General features: G+C 42.8%; 13 protein-coding genes and 1 tRNA gene. 10 read left to right on the top strand and 4 right to left on the bottom strand.

The annotated features are described in order from the left end of the window. Positions 1-38: 38 nt before the first annotated feature. Positions 39-1,100 (bottom strand): substrate-binding domain-containing protein, encoded by a 1,062-nt coding sequence (locus EYA81_RS18975; protein WP_131226395.1) that lies wholly within the window; start codon positions 1,098-1,100, stop codon positions 39-41. A gap of 233 nt (positions 1,101-1,333) precedes the next feature. Here EYA81_RS18975 and uxaC point away from each other — a divergent pair, with 233 nt between their 5' ends. After that, a complete protein-coding gene (uxaC, locus tag EYA81_RS18970) occupies positions 1,334-2,740 on the top strand; it encodes a glucuronate isomerase (RefSeq protein ID WP_009038422.1) in 1,407 nt (468 codons plus the stop codon). Positions 2,741-2,782: 42 nt separating this feature from the next. On the opposite strand, the gene EYA81_RS18965 is transcribed toward uxaC, so the two are convergent. Continuing rightward, a complete protein-coding gene (locus EYA81_RS18965; protein WP_009038423.1) occupies positions 2,783-3,472 on the bottom strand; it encodes an HAD family hydrolase in 690 nt (229 codons plus the stop codon). A gap of 207 nt (positions 3,473-3,679) precedes the next feature. Between EYA81_RS18965 and EYA81_RS18960 the strand changes: the two genes are divergently transcribed. The 9 genes from EYA81_RS18960 (at position 3,680) to EYA81_RS18920 (ending at position 14,720) form a co-directional block, all read left to right on the top strand. After that, positions 3,680-5,062 carry an MFS transporter gene (locus tag EYA81_RS18960; RefSeq protein WP_009038424.1) on the top strand — a complete coding sequence of 461 codons (1,383 nt, stop codon included), beginning with the start codon at positions 3,680-3,682 and terminating at the stop codon, positions 5,060-5,062. Between the two features lie 82 nt (positions 5,063-5,144). Beyond that, entirely contained in the window at positions 5,145-5,948 is an 804-nt protein-coding gene (locus EYA81_RS18955; protein WP_022402436.1) for an MBL fold metallo-hydrolase, read from the top strand. Between the two features lie 93 nt (positions 5,949-6,041). Continuing rightward, positions 6,042-6,114, top strand: a tRNA-Lys gene (locus EYA81_RS18950). Positions 6,115-6,438: 324 nt separating this feature from the next. Further along, entirely contained in the window at positions 6,439-6,996 is a 558-nt protein-coding gene (locus tag EYA81_RS18945; protein ID WP_005825500.1) for an NAD(P)H-dependent oxidoreductase, read from the top strand. 139 nt (positions 6,997-7,135) lie between these two features. Further along, positions 7,136-9,391 (top strand): bifunctional alpha,alpha-trehalose-phosphate synthase (UDP-forming)/trehalose-phosphatase, encoded by a 2,256-nt coding sequence (locus EYA81_RS18940; protein ID WP_009038426.1) that lies wholly within the window; start codon positions 7,136-7,138, stop codon positions 9,389-9,391. A gap of 5 nt (positions 9,392-9,396) precedes the next feature. Next, positions 9,397-11,187 (top strand): glycoside hydrolase family 15 protein, encoded by a 1,791-nt coding sequence (locus EYA81_RS18935; RefSeq protein WP_009038427.1) that lies wholly within the window; start codon positions 9,397-9,399, stop codon positions 11,185-11,187. A 196-nt stretch (positions 11,188-11,383) separates the two neighbouring features. Then, a complete protein-coding gene (locus EYA81_RS18930) occupies positions 11,384-12,880 on the top strand; it encodes a 4Fe-4S binding protein (RefSeq protein WP_009038428.1) in 1,497 nt (498 codons plus the stop codon). A 21-nt stretch (positions 12,881-12,901) separates the two neighbouring features. After that, positions 12,902-14,302, top strand: a complete 1,401-nt coding sequence (locus tag EYA81_RS18925) for an aldo/keto reductase (RefSeq protein WP_009038429.1) — start codon at positions 12,902-12,904, stop codon at positions 14,300-14,302. Position 14,303: 1 nt separating this feature from the next. After that, complete coding sequence (locus tag EYA81_RS18920; RefSeq protein WP_005825513.1) at positions 14,304-14,720, top strand: DUF1893 domain-containing protein; 417 nt, start codon at positions 14,304-14,306, stop codon at positions 14,718-14,720. A 24-nt stretch (positions 14,721-14,744) separates the two neighbouring features. Here the strand turns inward: EYA81_RS18920 and EYA81_RS18915 are convergent, their stop codons facing one another. Continuing rightward, entirely contained in the window at positions 14,745-16,445 is a 1,701-nt protein-coding gene (locus EYA81_RS18915; protein WP_119992645.1) for a lipid A phosphoethanolamine transferase, read from the bottom strand. Then, complete coding sequence (locus EYA81_RS18910) at positions 16,432-17,625, bottom strand: BamA/TamA family outer membrane protein (protein ID WP_131226393.1); 1,194 nt, start codon at positions 17,623-17,625, stop codon at positions 16,432-16,434. The genes EYA81_RS18915 and EYA81_RS18910 overlap by 14 nt, the downstream gene beginning before the upstream one ends. Positions 17,626-17,808: the final 183 nt, after the last annotated feature.

Below are 17,808 nucleotides of genomic sequence, written 5' to 3'. Positions count from 1 at the left end.
TAAAAAATGATTTAAATGGTTGATATGTAATTTTTTAATTATTCAAACTCAAAGTAAAAGTCTATGTTTTCCTTCATCAATATGTCGATGGGCATGTATTTCACTGCAGTGACCGGTCTTTTAAATACCACGTGGTTGCATAAAGTCTTTACGCCACAATAGCCTTGCAGGCCTGGACGTTGACCGATGAGAAAGGTTACTTTACCGGTTTTCAGGAACTCTGTATTTTTGTGTAAAAGGTCATATCCCACAAGTCCTGCCAGCTTCCACCCCTTTTCGTGCAGATAACTTGCCACTTGATAAACACGGGAATTAAAAACAGCTCCCAGTACGGCTTGGGGATGTTCTTTAAAAAAAGCATCCAATATCCGTCTGTTGCCGTCAGTATCTTCCTTGTGCAACACAATGTCATGGATAGTCAAATCCTTATGTTCCTCGGAAAGGTATTGCATGAACCCCTCGAGGCGGCGTTGCATCTGGATTTCTGCCGGATTGTTTTTCTGATTGCTCAGGAATAACACAAGCTCCTGCCCTTTTTCATAGCTACGCATCAGAATCTTGGCAGCAATGTATCCGCTGGTTTTGGAATCTTGTCCGATATAACACAAGGCATGCGTCTGTTCAATATTGAAGTCTATGAATGCATAGGGAATATCCGCTTCCTCCAAATAAGTAGTGAGTTTTATGGTCTCCTCTCGGAAATTCGGGGCAACAAGTACGGCGTCGGCATTTTCCTCCCGGAGCACAGCACATGCTTCTTTATAGGAGGATTTGTCCGCATGCCGATAGTACAGATAGCTAACCCCAACATTGAACGGCCGTAATTCTTGTGCGGCACGGTCAATTCCCGCTGCTACAGCATGCCAATAATCATGTTCTATATAATAAGGTATAATGCAGACAATATGATAGCGCTTTTTAGCCGCCAGCCCGATGGCAAACATATTGGGATGATAATCTATCTCGTCGAGTACTTTCTGGACTTTTTCCCTACTGGAAACGGATACGTCTCCGCGGTTGTGCAGTACGCGGTCTACAGTGCCGGCAGAGACGCCGGCCATGCGTGCTATGTCTTTAATGGTATAGTTCTTGTTTTCCATCTTGAGGTATGCTGCCTAAGGCGGTAAAGGTGAGACGTCTGAAGCTTAAATATTATAAATATTCGCCGCAAAGATACGAATTATTTTGTTTCTCCAAGTAAAATTTCTACTTTTGTGTTCGATAACGGTTAATAAAACTAAAAACAATTATACGATCTATTAGCTTTACAATCAATACTATATAGGTGTAATAAATAGAAAGTAATATTTTTAGATACTTAAAACACAAGAAGATGAAAAACTTTATGGACGGAAACTTTCTGTTGCAAACGGAAACATCACAGAAGTTGTACCACGAGCATGCGGCTAAAATGCCGATTATCGACTATCATTGTCACTTGATTCCTCAAATGGTGGCGGAAGACTATCAGTTTAAGTCACTGACTGAGATTTGGTTGGGAGGTGACCACTACAAGTGGCGTGCCATGCGTACCAATGGTGTGGACGAACGTTTCTGTACCGGTAAGGATACTACAGATTGGGAAAAGTTTGAAAAGTGGGCCGAAACGGTACCTTATACTTTCCGTAATCCGTTGTACCACTGGACCCACCTTGAATTGAAGACCGCTTTTGGAATCGATAAAATTCTCAATCCTCATACGGCCCGTGAAATTTATGATGAATGTAATGAGAAGCTGAAACAGCCTGAATATTCCGCCCGTGGCATGATGCGCCGTTATCACGTGGAAGTGGTTTGTACTACAGATGATCCTATTGATTCCTTGGAATATCATATCAAGACACGTGAGAGCGGCTTTGAAATCAAGATGTTGCCTACTTGGCGTCCGGATAAAGCAATGGCGGTGGAAATTCCTGCCGATTTTCGCGCATATGTAGAAAAGTTGGCCGAAGTGAGCGATGTGGCTATTTCCAGCTTTGACGATATGGTTGCTGCCTTGCGTAAGCGTCACGATTTTTTCGCGGAACAAGGATGTAAACTGTCTGACCACGGAATTGAAGAATTCTATGCCGAGGATTATACAGGAGCGGAAGTTAAGGCTATCTTTAACAAGGTATATGGCGGTACTGGATTGACGAAGGAGGAAATTCTGAAATTCAAGTCGGCCATGCTGGTTGTGTTCGGCGAAATGGATTGGGAGAAAGGTTGGACACAACAGTTCCATTATGGTGCTATTCGCAACAACAATAGTAAGATGTTCAAACTGTTAGGTCCTGATACCGGTTTTGATTCCATTGGCGAATTTACTACAGCAAAAGCTATGGCTAAATTTCTCGACCGCTTAAACTCCAATGGTAAGCTGACCAAGACTATTCTTTATAATTTGAATCCATGCGCCAACGAAGTCATTGCTACTATGCTGGGTAACTTCCAGGATGGTACGGTTGCCGGTAAGATTCAATTCGGTTCCGGTTGGTGGTTCCTTGACCAGAAGGATGGTATGGAAAAGCAGATGAATGCCCTTTCTGTACTGAGCTTATTGAGCCGATTTGTTGGTATGCTGACCGATTCCCGTTCCTTCCTCTCCTATCCGCGCCATGAATATTTCCGCCGTACATTGTGTAATCTTGTAGGCCGTGATGTAGAAAATGGTGAAATTCCTATTTCCGAGATGGAACGCGTAAACCAGATGATTGAAGATATCAGCTATTATAACGCTAAGAATTTCTTCCAATTCTAAAAAGCAATAGTAAGCTATAAGTTATGCAGTTTCACCCATAACTTATAGCTTATCTAATATTTCTTTGATACTATCCAATCGTATAAAATTGGGATGTCGTATTTCCCCTTCATGTTGCTCGTATGCCCAAGTCACGTGGTATGGTACATGGGCAGCGTATCCCCCAAGTTCCAATACCGGAAGTATGTCTGATTTTACAGAATTACCTATCATCAGGAGTTTTTCAGGCGGACAGCCCAATGTATCAATCAGCCTCTGGTAATCATCGATTTTCTTGTCACTCATAATTTCGATATGATGGAAATATTCTCGCAGTCCGGAAGCCTCTATTTTTCTTTTCTGGTCGAACAAGTCCCCCTTAGTGGCCAACACCAATTTATATTTCCCATGAAGTGACGATATGGTCTCCTTCACGCCTTCCAGTAGTGTAACCGGTTTCTGCAGAAGCTCTTGTCCCCATCCTATTACTTCTTCTATAAGATGCATATTCCCGTTTCCGTCTGTCACTTTGCAGATGGTTTCAGTCATACTGAGCATTATGCTCTTCAGCCCATAGCCATACATATGCAGATTCTTCATTTCTGTTTCAAAAAACCTTTGTGATATGGATGAAGCAGGCAGATATTGCCTTAAAAGGTTACAGAATTTGTGCTCGAACTCCTGAATATAAAGTTCGCTTTCCCACAGTGTGTCATCAGCGTCAAAAGCTATAAATTCGATTTTATCTTTCATGAATGGTCGTTTTATAAAAGCGTCCAAAGATACGGAGTATTCTATATAAATGAAAAGATAAATAGTGATAAATGGGAAGTTAATATCTTGTCTGCAACTTATTAATATTGTGTTTGCAGAAAATTAATATCTTGCAAACACGATATTAATTTCCTATTTTTGCACTTATTTTTTCATTTAATACATAAATTTTAATCGTACAAAAGGATGATGACATCACCCCAACCCGCTTCCAAAGGCTTCAGCAGAGCTTTTTGGGTAAGCAGTACAGTAGAACTGTTCGAACGCATGGCATATTATGCTGTATTTATTGTTCTTACCATTTATCTTTCCAATATTTTAGGTTTCAATGATTTTGAGTCAAGCATGATTTCCGGTCTGTTTTCGGGAGGGCTCTATTTGTTGCCTATCTTTACGGGCGCATATGCCGATAAGATAGGTTTCCGAAAGTCGATGATTATTGCTTTCTCACTGCTTTCCATCGGGTATTTGGGCTTGGGATTGCTTCCCACCCTACTGGAAGCAGCCGGTCTGGTGGAGTATGGCGAGACAACCCGTTTTTCAGGATTGCCGGATAGTAATGACCGCTGGATGATTGTCCCCGTATTGTTTGTTATCATGGTAGGAGGTTCGTTCATCAAGTCTATCATATCGGGATCGGTGGCTAAGGAAACAACAGAGGCTACCCGTGCTCGCGGCTATTCCATCTTCTATATGATGGTGAATATAGGAGCTTTTACCGGAAAAACGGTGGTCGACCCTCTACGGAATGTTATCGGTGAGCAAGCTTATATTTATATCAATTACTTCTCGGCTGCCATGACGGTGCTGGCATTATTGGCTGTCATCTTATTGTATAAATCGGCACATACAGCAGGTGAAGGGAAAAGCATGCGTGAAATTGGACAAGGTTTTCTGCGTATTATCACTAATTGGCGTTTGTTGATTCTTATCCTCATCGTAACCGGCTTTTGGATGGTGCAGCAACAGCTCTATGCAACTATGCCCAAATATGTCATCCGTATGGCGGGTGAAACAGCCAAACCGGGGTGGATAGCCAATGTAAACCCGTTTGTAGTGGTTTGCTGTGTAAGTTTTATCACCCGGTGGATGGCAAAGCGCACAGCTATTACTTCTATGAATATAGGCATGTTTCTTATTCCGGTATCGGCATTGCTGATGGCATGCGGTAATTTGCTGGGCAACGATATTATTTCCGGCATGAGCAATATTACTTTGATGATGGTGCTTGGCATTGTTGTGCAAGCTTTGGCAGAATGTTTTATCTCACCGCGTTATCTGGAGTACTTCTCTTTGCAGGCCCCCAAGGGCGAAGAAGGTATGTACCTCGGTTTCAGTCATCTTCATTCATTCCTCTCTTCTATTTTCGGGTTCGGTATTGCGGGGGTACTTCTGACAAAATATTGTCCTGATCCAGTCTTGTTTGAAACCCGCGAAGCGTGGGAAGCAGCCAGTGTCAATGCACATTATATCTGGTATTATTTCGCTGCTATAGGATTGGTTGCAGCGATAGCGTTATTCGTTTTTGCCAAAACTACCGAATTCATCGACAAAAAGAAGAAGGCATAAGGTTTATATATTGCATACTTTTTGTATATTTGCCGTCACTTTTTTTAAAAGCGACGGCTTTTTTGTAATTAAGGAGATTAGGATGAAAGTAAAATTTATAAGCCTTGCCAGTGGAAGCAGCGGCAACTGTTATTATATAGGCACAGAAAAATATGGAATACTCATCGACGCCGGCATTGCAGTACGGACGATAAAAAAAGGACTGAAAGAAGCAGGTATCAGCATGGAAATGATACGTGCGGTATTTGTTACGCACGACCATGCGGACCATATCAAAGCAGTAGGCGGATTGGGTGAAAAACTGAATATTCCTATTTATACAACCGCCCGGATTCATGAGGGCATCAACCGGAGCTATTGCATGACAGAAAAGTTATATTCGTCTGTCCGTTACCTGGAAAAGCAGCAACCCATGCAGTTGGAAGATTTTCATATCGAATCTTTCGAGGTACCTCATGATGGCACGGACAATGTGGGCTATTGCATTGAGATAGACGGAAAAGTGTTTGCCTTTCTTACAGACCTTGGTGAAATTACTCCTACGGCCGCAGAATATATCAGAAAGGCCAATTATCTGATATTGGAAGCCAACTACGATGAGGAAATGTTACGCATGGGTACCTACCCCCAATACCTGAAAGAACGGATTACCAGCCGCACCGGACACATGAGTAATATTGCTACTGCTGAATTTCTTTCGGAAAATATGACGGAACATTTACAGTATATTTGGCTTTGTCATTTGAGCAAGGACAACAATCATCCTGAATTGGCATATAAAACAGTGGAATGGAAATTAAGGGAAAAAGGAATTATCGTAGGAAAGGATGTACAGTTGTGTGCTTTGAAGCGTACTACTCCTTCTGATTTATACGAGTTTGAATAAAAAATCCCATTTCATCGCAAAAAATACACCGTTTTGTTTGCACGAATAAAATAAAAGGACTACTTTTGCACCCGCAAACAAGAAATAAGGAATGCACTCTTAGCTCAGTTGGTAGAGCAACTGACTCTTAATCAGTGGGTCCAGGGTTCGAATCCCTGAGGGTGTACTTAAAAAAGGAACAACTACTGTTGTTCCTTTTTTAATTTGTCTTAACAAGAACATGCTTTGATGGGTATAAGCTCCTCATACGGAATCACTAGTAAATCTATATGGGGATGATACATTATTTTTCGTTAGTCCGCATAATAAATTCTTCAGAAGTTTGTTTTTATACCTTTGCCCTCACCCGCTTTCTGCCTCTTCCGTCACATTCGAAAATATATGTCAGAAAATGAAAGTAGGAAGAAAACTTTTATTTCCTCCTACTCGTATATCTATATTTTGTATATTTGTACACACATCAATGATTTTAAACTAAAAGAAAAACAATATGGATAAAGATTCAAAGCAAGTAGTAGTTCTTCTGACACATCCCAATATAAAAGAGTCGCGAGCTAACAAGGCATTGATGGATGCTATTAGTGACATGGGAGAGGTAGCCATATACAATTTATATGAGATGCGTATGGAAGATGCTTTTAATGCAGAGATATGGAGCACTATCATATCGCATGCATCTGCGCTTGTATTTCAGTTTCCGTTCTATTGGATGTCGGCTCCTTCTTTATTGAAGAGATGGTTGGATGAAGTATTTACTTATCTGGCAAAAACTCCTGCTGTGGCTGGTAAGACATTGATGGTGGTCACTACTGCCGGCTCTGAACATGATGCTTATAGAAGCGGAGGAAGAAATCGTTTTACGGTGGATGAGTTGTTAAGACCTTATCAAGCAAGTGCTGTACATGCTGGAATGATATGGCAAACTCCTCTTGTAGTCTATGGAATGGGGACCTCGGAAGCTAGTAAAAATATAGCAGAAGGGATAAATTGCTATAAGCAAAGAATTGAAGCATTGGTGAAGAAAGACATTTTCAGTGATAATTGGTAATAGTAGGACCATATCGAAATGGAACATTCTTTTTCATTTTTGAATGTTTGTTTTTCTCTTTATCTTTTTCTAAAATACTGATTTTAAGCAATAAATAAAATATTGTATGAATTGGCATATTTCTTGTGTTAACTCATACATGAAACTTTATATTATATCAAACAGATTACCCGTTAAGGTTACCAAAGAGGATGAAACGTTCGTATTTTCACGAAGTGAAGGCGGACTGGCTACCGGTTTGGACTCACTTCAGATTTCCTACGAAAAACATTGGATTGGATGGCCTGGAATATGCGTTGACAACGAAGAAAGTAAAGAGGAAATCACTTCTAGATTGGAAGGAATAAATTTCCACCCAGTATTCTTGTCCGAAATACAGATAAAGAATTATTATGAAGGCTATAGTAATAGTACTATTTGGCCATTATGTCACTACTTTTTTGTTTATACGCTGTATCGGAACTCTTTCTGGCAATCGTATCAGGAAGTGAACCAGTTGTTCTGCGATGCCATTTGCCGCGTGATACGTCCAGGTGACAAGGTGTGGATTCAAGACTATCAGCTAATGCTGCTTCCCGGAATGCTTCGGAAGGTTTACCCGGATTTGAATATCGGATATTTCCATCATATCCCTTTCCCTTCCTATGAACTTTTCCGGATATTACCGGAGCGTGCAGAAATCCTGAAAGGATTATTGGGTGCTGACTTTATAGCTTTCCATACTCATGACTATATGCGGCATTTTATCAGTGCTGTCGAACGGGTATTGCGTATTGACTTTAAACTGGACGAAGCACAACTCGGGAATAGAGTAGTTAGGATCGATGCTCTTCCTATGGGAATCAACTACGGACTGTATCACAATGCTTCTTCCAGACCGGAAGTACGGCGGGCGATAGACCGTACACGGAAATTTTTCGGGAATCATAAGTTGATTCTTTCTGTAGACCGCTTGGATTATAGCAAAGGCATTCTGCACCGTTTATGGGGATTTGCTGCCTTTTTAGAATGTCATCCTGAATATTGTGGAAAAGTTACATTGGCAATGGTCATTGTTCCATCACGTGACCATGTAGATAGTTATGCTGAGCTAAAAACCAAGATTGACGAAGAAATAGGTTCTATAAACGGACAGTATTCTACGATGGACTGGACTCCGGTTTGCTATTTCTATCACGGTTTTTCATTTGAAGAACTGGTGGCAATGTACTATATAGCTGATGTAGCTTTGGTAACTCCACTTCGTGATGGCATGAATTTGGTTGCCAAGGAATATGTAGCCTCGAAAAATAATAATCCGGGTGTTTTGATTTTGAGTGAAATGGCAGGTGCAGCTATTGAGATGACGGATGCATTGTTGATTAACCCCAATGACACTGAGGAGATAAAGCAGGCCATTTGTCGGGCTTTGGAGATGCCCGAACAGGAACAACTGAAACGCTTGCAACACATGCAGAAAATTATTTCCGTACAAACGGTTAATAAGTGGGCGGCAGATTTTGTAAGTGAATGGAGCGATACGTGCCGTAAGAATGAACAGCTTCGTAAGAAAAGGATATCCGCCGGTATTATTGGTGCCATCAAAATGAAATATAACCAGGCTAAGCAACGGCTTATCTTGCTGGATTATGACGGAACGTTGGCGTCGCTCAAGACACGACCGGAAAATGCTAAACCCACCCCTGAACTCATTGCCACATTGCAGAAGCTGGTTTCCGACCCGGCCAACCATGTTGTTGTGAATAGTGGTCGCGACCATTTTACTTTAGAAAAATGGTTGGGAAATTTACCTATTGCAATGGCTGCGGAACATGGCGCTTTCTATAAGGAAAATGGCATCTGGCACAAAAACATAAACAAAGCGGAATGGAGTTCCGGATTGGTGTCCATCTTGAAGCTTTTTGTCGAAAAGACGCCTCGTTCCCACCTTGAAGTCAAGGAAACGGCTTTGGCATGGCATTACCGGGAAAGTGATGCATGGTTAGGAGCTTTGCGGGCACAGCAACTTATCAATGTGCTGGTTAACATCTGTATACAGCAAAAGCTGCAAATCATACAAGGAGATAAAGTAGTGGAGATTAAGTCTCCCGATTATAATAAAGGTTCCGAAGTGAGACGCCAGTTGGAAAAGAAACATTATGACTTTATCATAGCTATGGGAGATGATACTACGGATGAAGATATGTTCAAAGCTTTGCCGGTGAATGCAGTGACAATCAAGGTGGGATATGTGTCGGAGGCAGCAAGCTATAATATGCCATCACAAACGGAAGTCCTGCCTTTTCTTCAAATTCTGGCGAACAAGAAAGACATGAAACAACCCATTGGCGAGAATGTCAAAACGAGCTTGAAAGGGATATTCGATTTTTTCAGAGACTTGTTAAAAACAAAATAGTAAAAATGAGTAATTTAAATTATGGGGTAGTAGGCAATTGTCGGACTGCCGCACTTATATCCGAAAAAGGCAGCATAGACTGGTTGTGTTTTCCCGATTTTGATTCTCCGTCTATTTTTGCATCACTACTTGATCGGGAAAGAGGAGGAAGTTTTGGATTTGACGTTACAGAAGACTATCATATCTCACAATCTTACGTTCCTCACACTAACATATTGTCTACTTCTTTTTCTTCGAAAGAGGGAGAATTTGTCGTACTTGATTACATGCCTTATTACCGTTCCTACGAAAATGCCCATTATCTTCCGGCAGAATTGTATCGATATGTGAGGTGGATAAAAGGTAAGCCCCGTTTCAAAGTAAACTATGTCCCTGCTCCCAATTATGCGCAAGGTAAAGTGATTCATAATGTCACTTCTGAATTTATAGAAAGCTATTGTTCTTCTGATAATAAAGATAGACAATATTTGTATTCTTCCCTTCCTTTGCAGAACATCGAACAGAAAAAAGAAATTATATTGGAAAAAGATGAGTTCTTTCTTTTGTCATACAATGAAAAGGTCATTCCGGTGGACATTGAACGGGAAAAAATTGAATATTGCCGTACTTTGGTTTATTGGCTTAATTGGACCAACCGTACTAAGAAATATTCTCTCTATAATGATGTGATAGAAAGAAGCATGCTGGTTTTGAAACTGATGTCTTACTATAACGGAGCCGTACTGGCCGCCCTTACTACCAGTTTGCCCGAATCCGTCGGCGAAGTACGTAATTGGGATTATCGGTTCTGTTGGTTGAGGGATGCCTCCATGTCTATCGAAACTTTGTTCCAGATAGGCCATATAGGAGCAGCAAGACGTTTTATGAAGTTCATACAGTCCACTTTCGTATCCAAGCACGAATCCTATCAGATAATGTACGGCATTCGGGGAGAAAGGCAGCTGACCGAGATTATTCTGGAGCATTTGTCCGGATATAAGAATTCCAAACCAGTACGGATAGGTAATGATGCTTACCATCAAAAGCAGAATGACTCGTTCGGTTATCTGATGGATTTGATTTACCAGTACTATCGGCTGATGCCCGGTACATTAGACGAAATAGAGGATATGTGGGAAATGGTAAAGAGCATTCTTTCCACGGTAATGGAAGATTGGAAGAAACCAGATAAGGGGATATGGGAAATCAGAGGAGAAAGCCGCCATTTTGTTTCATCCAAAGTGATGTGTTGGGTGGCTTTGGACCGTGGTGCAAAGATAGCTTCCATGCTCAATAAATACGGTTATAGTGAACGTTGGCAAAAGGAAGCTGACAAGGTATGGCAGGATGTAATGACATATGGATGGAAGGAAGAACTTCAAAGTTTCTCGCAGACTTATGATAATATGGCAATGGATTCCTCTTTGCTGTTGATGGAACCTTACGGTTTTATTGCAGCAGACGATATCCGATACCATAAGACAGTGAAGGCTGTGAAAAAAGCTCTTTTGCATAAGGGATTGATGTACCGGTATAACAGCGAAGATGATTTCGGGCTTCCTTCTTCGGCTTTTACCATTTGCACTTTTTGGCTGATACGTGCGCTTTTTGTTATCGGAGAAAAGGAAGAAGCCCGTTGTTTGTTTGATGATGTTCTGACATATTCCAATCATTTGGGGTTATTCAGTGAGGATATTGATTTTAATACGAAGGAACAACTGGGGAATTTTCCACAAGCTTATTCGCATTTGGCATTAGTCAATACGGCTATTCTGTTTGCAGAAGAAAATAAGAGATTGGCTTTTATCCGGCCGTAACGAGGAGGGGAACTTAATTAATACTGCAAATGGGAGCATTTTGTATTTGTCCTTCTTTCTTTCGTTTTTAATTCCATTGAATGATGATACCTTTCTTTTTTTATGTATTTTTGCATAAATAAAATTTCACTATTTCGGCAGTTGTTTTGTACTCATATCGCTGATATAGTTTAGGAACTCAAAATAAAGGATTATCATGTTACGGAAGATTAGACTGACTTTTGCAATGATTTGCTTTGTACTCATCACCTTGTTGTTCCTTGATTTTACGGGAACGTTGCATGGGTGGTTCGGCTGGTTGGCCAAAATCCAGTTTTTGCCGGCTGTATTGGCGCTAAATGTGGGAGTGATATTGTTTCTTGTAATTCTCACTTTGGTATGCGGGCGTATCTATTGTTCTGTGATTTGCCCCTTAGGGGTATTTCAGGATATACTGGCATGGCTGGGCCGGCAACCTAAAAAACGCAGGAAGCTTCCTTACTCTTATTCTCCGGCCTTATCTTGGCTACGCTATGGCGTATTGGGTGTGTTTATCATTGCTTTGATTGCCGGAATTGGTTCATTGGCTGCTCTACTTGCACCCTATAGTGCATACGGACGTATTGCCAATAATCTTTTTCAACCTATATGGCAATGGGGCAACAATCTGCTTGCTTATCTGGCTGAACGGGCAGACAGTTATGCCTTTTATGAAACGGATGTATGGTTGAAGAGCCTGCCGACTTTTATTATTGCTGCCGCTACTTTGGCTGTGCTTGTTGTTCTGGCCGGACGCAACGGACGAACCTATTGTAATACGATTTGCCCGGTAGGAACGGTCTTGGGCTTCCTTTCACGTTATTCGCTTTTCCGCATCACAATAGATTCGGAAAAGTGCAACCAATGCAGTCTTTGTTCACGCAACTGCAAGGCAGCCTGCATCAACTTTAAGGAGCATCAGATTGATGCAAGCCGGTGTGTGGTTTGCATGAACTGCATTGAGAAGTGCAAGCATGGAGCCATTTCCTACAAGTATCATCCTTTCGGTAAACCTGCTGCGGGCAAGGCAGATTCGGAACAGATAAACGAAACCCGCCGCAGTTTTTTCACAGCAACGGCTCTGGTTGCAGCCACTTCTGTTTTAAAAGCGCAGGAAAAGAAAGTAGACGGAGGACTGGCAGCCATTGAAGATAAGAAGATTCCTGAGCGAAGCACTCCCCTCACTCCTCCCGGCTCATTGAGTGCCCGCAATATGGCGCAACACTGCACGGCCTGCCAGCTCTGTGTGTCGGCATGTCCCAATCAGGTTCTTCGTCCTTCTGCAGACTTAAGGAAATTGATGCAACCGGAAATGTCATACGAACGCGGCTATTGCAGACCGGAATGTACAAAATGTTCGGAGGTATGTCCTGCAGGGGCTATCCGTCCGATAACCAAAGCTGATAAATCATCCGTTCAGATAGGGCATGCCGTGTGGGTAAAGAAAAATTGCATACCACTGACGGATGGTGTGCAGTGTGGCAACTGTGCACGCCATTGTCCGACGGGAGCCATACAAATGGTGCCGAGTATACCTGAAGACAAGGATTCTCCAAAGATTCCGGTAATCAATGTGGAGCGTTGTATCGGCTGCGGGGCATGTGAGAATCTTTGTCCGGCCCGTCCGTTCAGTGCCATCTATGTGGAAGGACATGAAAGACATCGAATTATATAACAAAGTAGAATTTCTATAAGTATGGAAGAACATCATAAAAACAATATGAACCGTCGTGATTTCTTGAAGATAGTGGGAATTACAACCGCCACATCTACTGCTGCCCTCTATGGATGTGGTTCTAAGGAAGGAAGCAGTGAAGGCAGTAAAGTATTGGGCCCCATTCCGACGGATAAAATGACCTATCGTAGTTTTCCTGGTTTGGGGAGTGACAAAGTTTCTATTTTAGGATATGGCTGTATGCGCTGGCCTACCGTTCCTGCTCCGGATGGAAAAGGGGAAATGATAGACCAGGATGCTGTAAACGAACTGGTGGATTATGCCATTGCCCATGGCGTGAATTATTTCGATACGTCTCCGATGTATGTACAAGGATGGAGTGAGAAGTCTACGGGAATAGCTCTGAAACGCCATCCACGCGAATCGTTCTATCTTGCCACCAAACTATCCAATTTTCATCCTGATACCTGGACTCGCGAGGGTTCCATCGCCATGTACCGTAAGTCGTTCGAGGATATGCAGGTGGACTATATAGACTACTATTTGCTACACATGATTGGTGGCGGTGGCATGGAGCAATTCCGCAAACGCTACATAGACAACGGTATGATTGATTTTCTTGTCAAGGAGCGTGAAGCAGGACGCATCCGCCGTTTGGGATGGTCGTTCCACGGAGATATCGAAGTCTATGACTATGCCTTGCAGATGCATGACCGTGGTGAAGTTCATTGGGACTTTGTACAAATACAGTTAAATTATGTGGACTGGAAACATGCTTCGGGCAGCAACTTCAAGGCAGAGTATCTGTATGACGAGCTGGCCAAGCGTAAGATCCCTGCTGTCATTATGGAGCCTCTGCTGGGTGGGCGGCTCTCCAATGTCCCCGACCATATTGTGGCACGGCTGAAGCAGCGCGAACCCGAACGCAGTGTGGCGTCTTGGGCATTCCGTTATGCCGGTTCTCCCCAGGATGTACTGACAGTGCTGAGCGGCATGACTTATATGGAACATTTGCAGGATAACATCCGTACTTACTCTCCATTGGTACCACTCACAGAAGAGGAAACTCAGTATCTGTATGATACGGCAGATTTGATGATGGAGTACCCCACCATACCTTGCAACGACTGCAAGTACTGCATGCCTTGCCCGTATGGAATTGACATTCCTGCCATCTTGATACATTACAATAAATGTGTCAATGAAGGAAATGTGCCGGAAAGCAGCCAGGATGAGAATTATCGGAAAGCACGCCGTGCTTTTCTCGTAGGATATGACCGAAGTGTACCCAAACTGAGGCAGGCCGACCATTGTACCGGGTGCAACCAGTGTTCTCCGCATTGCCCGCAAACGATTGATATTCCCAAAGAACTGCATCGTATTGACAAATTTGTAGAACAGTTGAAACAAGAGACTTTATAAAATGGAGAGTATCATTGACATACTGCACAAGGGAGGATACTCTTGTGTTATGAAGAACCGGGAGGAAGTCCGTACTTTCACCCAACGGGGAGTAGCGGATTTGTATGATTTGTACCAGGCAGATTCTGCATTTATGAAGGGGGCTGCCATTGCCGATAAGGTTATAGGGAAAGGTGCCGCTGCTTTGATGGTACTGGGAGGCTTTAAAACGGTCTATGCCGATATAATCAGCACTCCTGCGCTGGCATTGCTGTGCGAAGCAGGAATTGAAACGACTTTTGCCCAAGAGGTTCCCCATATCATTAACCGTGACAAGACCGGCTGGTGCCCGTTGGAGACGGCTTGCATGGAGCTGAATACGGTAGAGGAGATGTATCCGGTGATTCAGAATTTTATATCAAGAATCAGGGCAAAATAGCAACAGCCTGCTCTCTTTCCCTGATTACCTGATGCCTTTCTCTTCCAGCATCTTGAAGTCTTCCTTGAGCATACCGACATCATCCAGTGTGCGGGCTTCATTGTGGTCGTTCAGATAGACTCTGGGTCTTTCGATAAACAGAGCGCTGGTGACAGATAAAGAGTCATTCCGGTATGGGGTCTCCACTCCACCTATTTCCAGCATTGTCTGGAAGAATGAGGCACTGGAAGATACATTCTTCTGCCTATTGGCTTGTGCGGCCTCCAATAACGATGGGTATCTCTGCCGGTAGTTGTCGGACATCCAAATAAAGAATGGCACATGTATCTGATAATAGGAAGGTACCGGTGAAGCATGCAGAAAGAGATGCCGGTTGTCATCGAAAATATCTTCTCCATGGTCTGAAGTGTATATCAGGGCAGAATTGACATGTTGTTCTTGAAGCATATCTATCAGACGAACCAGAAAATTATCCGTGTAGCGGATAGAATTGTCATAGGCATTAATCAGGTTGTCTTTGTATTTCACTTCCGCATCAACGGGCATGTCCGGCAGGAAGAAAGCCTGCTCTGCCGGATAGCGCTCTTTATAATTAAAATGAGAACCGTAAGTGTGGAGAACTATAAATTGCCTGGAAACTCCTTTGCCCAGTTCTTTTGCTACCAGTTTCAACAGTTCGTTATCAGAGGGGTTGTAATTGGAATCCCCTACATCTTCTTTAATGAAATCATACGTGTCGGCTTCTTTGCCGAAGAAGTCTATAAATGAGTGATTATAGCGCTGGTTCGAGAAAAAGGCGGTCTGGTAACCGGCTTCCTTGAATGCTGTGATAATCCCTTTCTGATAATAGATGGAATCAAAACTGGAAGCACTGACCGGCGACAGCAACATCGGAACACTCTTGTGGGTGGTGTTTGATTCTGTCAGCACATGGCTGAAAGCTGTCAGTCCGCCAATGCCCGACAGTCCCGGGTTAGTCTCCCGTTCGTAGCCGTACAAAGCCCAGTTGCATGCCCGTGAGGTTTCTCCCACCACCATTACATATACTTCCCTTTCATCAGCCTGATGAGTACTTCTAGCATGAAAGGTAAAATCTTTAGAGGTCTTGTGATAATTCCGCGTCTGGGCCGTCCGTTGAAAAGCAAGTGCTATGTTGTAGCATACGTTGGCAGGATACAGTTCGGATTTCGGCTCATACCGGTCATCTGTCAAATAAGCAGTGCCTAAGGATAATATTCCGGCAGACAACACATACAGAGTGCGACGGCGAGCTTGCCGGATGAATGCTTCGGACAGTCTGCGTTTGTGTACAATGGATATGGTTGCCAGAATTAATGCAGGTATATAGAGCACTACCACAATAACGATGGCAGGTATCAGATTGTCCAGCAGTTCCAGCGCCTCGCTCGAATTGGTTGTCACCAGATTCAGAAACATATCCACTGCGATAATGGACTGACCGAAAAGATACAGCAATACAAGCTGGAAGGCTCCGAAGAAGATGAACGGAAATAGCAGCCAGAATGTCCTGCCACAGTTTCTCGACCAAGCCATTACAGCATAATATATAGAAAGGGGTAGCAGGATATTACATATCTTTGCCGTCCATGATATGGGTTCTGTAAAGCATAGCACTACATTGGGCACTATCAGAATGACCAGAAACAGATAGAACAAATGTTCCTGATTGTCGAACCATTTTTTTATGTCTCTAAAAAGCTTCATTGATATTGAATATAAATCCGGTCTGGTGTTTGCCAAAACCTAAATCCAAACGTACGTTTACTCTCTTTTTGAACTCCCAGCGGTAGCCGAAACCATAATTAGGAAGAATATGCCTGGCCTCCAATTCCGAGAAATTCGGGAATATGGTTCCCGCCCCTACCCATACGGCAACTCCATTTCGCTTCCATACATGTTGGCGTAGTTCCAGCTGGGCATCCATTGCACACTTGTCACGGTAGCGCCCCTCATAATAGCCACGCATAGAATAGGAACTTCCCAATGTTGCCATCAGTCCCCAGGGCGGATTTCCGTAGTTCAGCAGAGTATGGAACTGGCCTGCCAACACCCCACCCTTCCACACGGACTGGTAATAGCTGGTCGTCAGTTCCGTATTGCTGAATGCATATTTATTTCCCAAAAAGGCCGGACTGAAGTGCTGGTCTATCCGTAGGTAATATCCTTTATAGGCATTTGTCAGAAAATCGCGTGAATCATACAACAAGGAAAACCCCAAGCTCACGTTGGTGCTACGCGCTTTCATTCCTTTCCATAATTCCGGTTTTTCAAAGTCATGTCCATACACGTAATCAAATGTTGTCATCGGACCGATATAAAAGTTACGTGCCATCCGGAACATGAAGTCCACCTTAACCTGCGCCTGAAAGCGATCGTATTCACTCTCATTGTCATCATTGGCTCCATTGTCATATCCTTGTCCCCAGTAAAGGCTTGGGAAAGAATAGAAATACAGATTGTAGTTCAACCGGTATTTGTCTTGGGGAAACAGATGGTTTCCACGTACTCCCAGCAAATAGAATCCCACTGTGGAGACATCCCCATACAGAGAGACATTGGACGGAGGGAGAATACTATCGTTCCGGTCGGTACGGTAGAGTCCTGCCGCCACCAGTCCGATTCCAAATTTGGTGTCACTGGAATAATGAGGCCCGCCTATAATGCTGAAATCAAATTTTTTGTTTTTCTTTTCTTTGTTGGCATCGTTGAAGTAATTCAAAATTTTTTCGAAAAAACTGCGTTTCTTGAGAAGCGAGTCTATCGGATACGTAGAAATTGAGTCCACAGAGTTTTTTGCTTCTGCAGGGTGTGTTTGTGCATGAACAGCCGTTTCTGTAATCAGCATCAATATTGGTAATATCCATTTTGTCAATTTAGTGTCCATTTGCTTGTAGAAAACTTCCGTGGCAAAGTTTGTTTTATGTTCTTCATTACAACAATGTTACCCTTCTTTTTGTTTCCTATTTTTCTCTTTTATGTTCATTTCTACATTGCATGTGGGGTTCACTCTTTTTGACCACATCATTTATAGAGCTTTCCTCAGTTATACTGTTATTTTAATATTACA

This window comes from Bacteroides sp. A1C1, assembly GCF_004328515.1.
Taxonomy (GTDB): domain Bacteria; phylum Bacteroidota; class Bacteroidia; order Bacteroidales; family Bacteroidaceae; genus Bacteroides; species Bacteroides uniformis.
The sequence above is the reverse complement of the archived record's forward strand: the minus strand, read 5'-3'. Positions and strand labels throughout refer to the sequence as shown.

Bases quoted from the DNA above. Each gene is read 5' to 3' on its own strand.
- EYA81_RS18915 (WP_119992645.1), bottom strand. From the start codon at position 16,445: ATGAAGCTTTTTAGAGACATAAAAAAATGGTTCGACAATCAGGAACAT.
- EYA81_RS18910 (WP_131226393.1), bottom strand. From the start codon at position 17,625: ATGGACACTAAATTGACAAAATGGATATTACCAATATTGATGCTGATT.
- EYA81_RS18935 (WP_009038427.1), top strand. From the start codon at position 9,397: ATGAGTAATTTAAATTATGGGGTAGTAGGCAATTGTCGGACTGCCGCA.
- EYA81_RS18940 (WP_009038426.1), top strand. From the start codon at position 7,136: ATGAAACTTTATATTATATCAAACAGATTACCCGTTAAGGTTACCAAA.
- EYA81_RS18965 (WP_009038423.1), bottom strand. From the start codon at position 3,472: ATGAAAGATAAAATCGAATTTATAGCTTTTGACGCTGATGACACACTG.
- EYA81_RS18960 (WP_009038424.1), top strand. From the start codon at position 3,680: ATGATGACATCACCCCAACCCGCTTCCAAAGGCTTCAGCAGAGCTTTT.
- EYA81_RS18930 (WP_009038428.1), top strand. From the start codon at position 11,384: ATGTTACGGAAGATTAGACTGACTTTTGCAATGATTTGCTTTGTACTC.
- EYA81_RS18920 (WP_005825513.1), top strand. From the start codon at position 14,304: ATGGAGAGTATCATTGACATACTGCACAAGGGAGGATACTCTTGTGTT.
- EYA81_RS18975 (WP_131226395.1), bottom strand. From the start codon at position 1,100: ATGGAAAACAAGAACTATACCATTAAAGACATAGCACGCATGGCCGGC.
- EYA81_RS18955 (WP_022402436.1), top strand. From the start codon at position 5,145: ATGAAAGTAAAATTTATAAGCCTTGCCAGTGGAAGCAGCGGCAACTGT.
- EYA81_RS18925 (WP_009038429.1), top strand. From the start codon at position 12,902: ATGGAAGAACATCATAAAAACAATATGAACCGTCGTGATTTCTTGAAG.
- uxaC (WP_009038422.1), top strand. From the start codon at position 1,334: ATGAAAAACTTTATGGACGGAAACTTTCTGTTGCAAACGGAAACATCA.
- EYA81_RS18945 (WP_005825500.1), top strand. From the start codon at position 6,439: ATGGATAAAGATTCAAAGCAAGTAGTAGTTCTTCTGACACATCCCAAT.